Here is a 4184-nt window from a genome sequence, read left to right on the forward strand (position 1 = left end):
TGTTTAACAATGAAGCAATATCTTCCTTTGAAAGATTTTCTAATGCTTTTGCCATGACTTTATATGATGAAGTATTTTTAATTGCTCTCTCTGATACCTCTTTTCCTTATAGAAGAGAAAGAGTAGCAAAAAATCATCCTTGATAAAGTTTACGACTATGCTGAATTTCCGAATAAAGTTAGTGTCCGATGCGATAACTGCAATTCATCTTACTTCAAAAGTTCTATAAAAGGGGGCATTTTTCTACGTGAATGTCGAGAGTGTGGCATGAAGAAAAGCATTTAGGTGGTACTTAGACTATAAAAAATAGCATGGTTTGAATGGTAGTTGGTATTTTTTGACGTGTATATAGAAAATAAGCCACCTAGGGATATCCAAAGTAGGTGGCTTATACGATAAACTTAATATGGAGCACGCTTTAAAAATTAATTTCTGTCAAAAAGAGAGYTSCCAGATATACCTGGRTTCGTCATTTCATAGGGATTTAAAATTAAYTCAAGYTCCTCCTCAGTYAATACRTCATATTGYAAACATARYTCTCGTACCGAYTTTCCATTTAARATAGCCTCTCTAGCAATTCGTGCTGCTACTTCATATCCGATATGTGGATTTACGGCTGTAATAATCCCTACACTTTTTTCTACGTACTCTTTTAAACGTTCCTCATTTGCTTCAATGCCTTTTAGGCAATGTTCTGTAAAAACATGAAATGCATTATTCATAATGCCGATTGACTGAAGTAGGTTAAATACGAGAACAGGCTCCATAACATTTAGTTCAAGCTGACCTGCTTCAGATGCCAAACAAATTGTATGATCATTACCTATGACTTGAAAAGCTACTTGATTAATCATTTCCGGCATGACAGGATTGACCTTACCAGGCATAATAGAYGAACCAGGTTGACGAGCTGGTAATAGAAGTTCAGCTAATCCCGCACGAGGACCAGAAGCCATTAATCGAATATCATTCGCGATTTTAGACATGTTAATCATACAAACTTTTAAGGTAGCAGAAACTTCTGTATAGGCATCCGTATTTTGAGTAGCATCAACAAGATGGTCAGCACCTCGTAATGGTAACTCACTAATATGAGCTAGATGTCTCACGACGTTCTCAATATAACGAGGGTCTGCATTTAACCCAGTTCCCACGGCTGTGGCTCCCATGTTTACTTCATATAAGTGGTCACATGATTGTTTAATACGTTTCATATCACGTTCTAAAACACGACTATAGGCTTCAAACTCTTGACCAAGTCTGATTGGAACAGCATCTTGTAGATGAGTACGCCCCATTTTTATGATGTGGTCAAATTGTTGGGCTTTTTCTTGAAATACGGATTGCATGTGGCTCATAGTTCTTAATAGCTTTTCTAATAAATTGAGTGTTGCTATATGAATGGCCGTTGGGAATACATCATTTGTAGATTGTGACATATTTACATGACTATTTGGGCTTAGATGCACATATGATCCTTTTTCATGTCCCAGTAACTCCAGAGCACGGTTAGCGATCATTTCATTTATATTCATATTCATTGATGTACCGGCTCCACCTTGAATAGGATCAACAATGAACTCATCATTTCTTTTTCCTTCAATGATTTCATCCGCAGCTTTGATAATTACATTTCCTAGTCCTTCATACAAACGTTTGACATCCATATTAGCAAGAGCCGCAGCTTTCTTTACAATGGCTAAAGCTTTAATAAGCTCTTCATGTACTCTGTATCCTGTTATTGGAAAATTCTCAACCGCACGTAGTGTTTGTATTCCATAATATGCTTCATTAGGAACTTCCTTTGTACCTAAAAAATCTTTTTCAATTCGTACATCTTTTTGTTCTTTTACTTCAGTATTCACCACGATGTTTCCTCCTATTTATTAGTCATTACCACTAGTTATGCGACATCAGATTGTTTTATAGATGCTGTATAACGTGCTGCCTTTTCTTGATCAAACTCGCCTTCCCATTTAGACATTACAATCGTAGCTAATGCATTTCCTATTACATTTACAGATGTACGAAGCATATCTAAAATACGATCGATCCCTGCAATGAAAGCCATGCCTTCTAATGGAAGACCCATTGAGCTGAGTGTTGTCAACACCACTACAAACGAAGCACCTGTAACGCCTGCCATTCCCTTAGAAGTCAACATCAATACGAGTAAAAGTGTAATCTGTTCTGCAATAGATAAATGAATGCCGTACATTTGAGCAATAAAGACTGCAGCAATTGCTTGATAAATAGACGATCCATCAAGGTTAAAGGTGTAACCTGTAGGAATAACGAAGGAAGTAACAGCCTTTGGACATCCGAACTTCTCCATTTTAGCCATCAACCTTGGTAATACTGATTCTGAGCTTGCAGTTGTAAATGCCAAAATTAGCTCATCTTTTAAAATTTTCATAAGGGTAAATATGTTTGTACCAGCAAATTTCGCAATAATCCCTAGTACAACAAATACAAAGAAAAACATTGTAGCATATATAACTAATACCAGTTTCCCTAAAGGGATTAATGAACCAATTCCGAACTTTGCTACGTTGACACCAATTAATGCAAATACACCAAATGGAGCAAACTTCATAACTAAGTTTGTCATCCAGAACATGGCTTCTAATACACCATCAAAGAAACTTAAAACAGGCTTTCCTTTTTCTCCGATAACTGCAACAGCTACTCCAAACAGTACAGAAAAAAAGACTATAGCAAGTAGATCCCCCTCTGCCATCGATTGAAAGATGTTACTTGGTATGATATGAACAAATTTATCAGCAATACTTCCACTTTCACTTGCTTTAGCTGTTTCTTCATATGTTGAGATATTACCTTTTTCCAGATTCCCCATATCAATTCCAGTACCTGGATGAAATATGTTTGCAGCAAGTAAACCAATAGCTAATGCAACTGTAGTAACGATTTCAAAATAAAGAATCGTTTTTCCACCTAGTTTTCCTAACTTTTTTATATCACCTACACCTGCTATTGATACGACAAGAGCAGCTACGACAATTGGAATAACAATCATTTTGATTAGATGAAGAAAGATATCGCCCATTGGTTGAAGAATAGCCATTGCTGTTTCATTACCATAGAAGACTGCACCTACAATAATACCTAAAGCGAGCCCAATAAATATCTGAGTAGCTAATCCAAACTTTCTCATAATTGAAACCCCTTTCATTTTTCTTTTTCTTGATAATGCAAGGACTTTCACCATAAAACTTATCACTTAACTTATCGTTTAACTAGCAACAATAATTTCCAGTATAGATATAACTATTGGTCAACCCCTTCTTTTATTGATGATAATGATTATGATGAATATTGGATAATTTTAGAGTTAATAATCATAATTTTCTTTAAATTTAATCATCCAATGTAATCATTATAAATTCCTTTTAGTAAGTTAAGTTATAGAAGAAAGCTATAAGGTTATAGAAGATATTAATTGTATTTAGATAAAGTAATCATTTTCTATATAAAAAAACACTAAACCCATTGAGTGTTAATGGGTTTAGTGCTGTTCAAACATTTTCTCTTTTAAGAAATCCATGAAAACAGATGTAGGTTTCCCTTTTAAATAAATGAAATCAATGCTAATGTTTGTTTTCACAGGAGGAGTCATTTCTACTCGGAATAACTCTTCATTTTCTAATTCCTTTTTGACACAATGCTCAGGTAGAAAGCAGATGCCTACGCCTTGGAGTACAAGGTTTTTTGCTGTTTCCATATTATCAACTTCTAAATATATATTCGGATTTAACCCCTTACTCAAAAATAAGCGATGAATGGCAAGCCAATCTATCGATCCATAATCAAAAAAGATAAGTGGTTGCTTACTTACATCTTCAACTGTTACACTCTCTTCTTTTAAAAAAATATGATTTTTAGGAACGAAAAGACTGATTGGATCATTATAAAGACGAATTGATTCTACTTGAGGATGGGTTTCTGTTCGTACAATGCCGAAGTCCACCTCTTTATTAATTACCTTGTGTAAAATATCTTTAGAATGGCCTGTTAAAATCTTTATTCGAACGTCCTTAAATTCTGAAATAAATGCTGGCAAAATATCCGGAAGAATATTATTAGAGATTGACAAAGCACTTCCAATCACCAACTCATAAGGGATATTTACTTGTTGTAAACCGTACTTTGCTTCCTGATAAGAC

At 34.9% G+C, this 4184-nt stretch carries 4 protein-coding genes; 1 reads left to right on the forward strand and 3 read right to left on the reverse strand.

Going from position 1 to position 4184, the window contains the following annotated elements; genetic code table 11:
* The first annotated feature begins 132 nt into the window (after positions 1 to 132).
* Complete coding sequence (locus tag AC1DRF_RS18015; RefSeq protein WP_477741315.1) at positions 133 to 285, forward strand: DUF8096 family protein; 153 nt, start codon at positions 133 to 135, stop codon at positions 283 to 285.
* 140 nt (positions 286 to 425) lie between these two features.
* On the opposite strand, the gene aspA is transcribed toward AC1DRF_RS18015, so the two are convergent.
* The 3 genes from aspA to AC1DRF_RS18030 form a co-directional block, all read right to left on the reverse strand.
* A complete protein-coding gene (gene aspA / locus AC1DRF_RS18020) occupies positions 426 to 1865 on the reverse strand; it encodes an aspartate ammonia-lyase (protein WP_477741316.1) in 1440 nt (479 codons plus the stop codon).
* Between the two features lie 38 nt (positions 1866 to 1903).
* Positions 1904 to 3175: a cation:dicarboxylate symporter family transporter gene (locus tag AC1DRF_RS18025; RefSeq protein ID WP_477741313.1), complete on the reverse strand. Its 1272-nt coding sequence runs from the start codon at positions 3173 to 3175 to the stop codon at positions 1904 to 1906.
* Between the two features lie 351 nt (positions 3176 to 3526).
* On the reverse strand, positions 3527 to 4184 hold a 658-nt coding region (locus AC1DRF_RS18030), incomplete at its 5' end, for a LysR family transcriptional regulator substrate-binding protein (protein ID WP_477741314.1).

The sequence above is a fragment of the Priestia sp. P5_B4 genome, from assembly GCF_056400385.1.

Bases quoted from the DNA above. Each gene is read 5' to 3' on its own strand.
- AC1DRF_RS18025 (WP_477741313.1), bottom strand. From the start codon at position 3,175: ATGAGAAAGTTTGGATTAGCTACTCAGATATTTATTGGGCTCGCTTTA.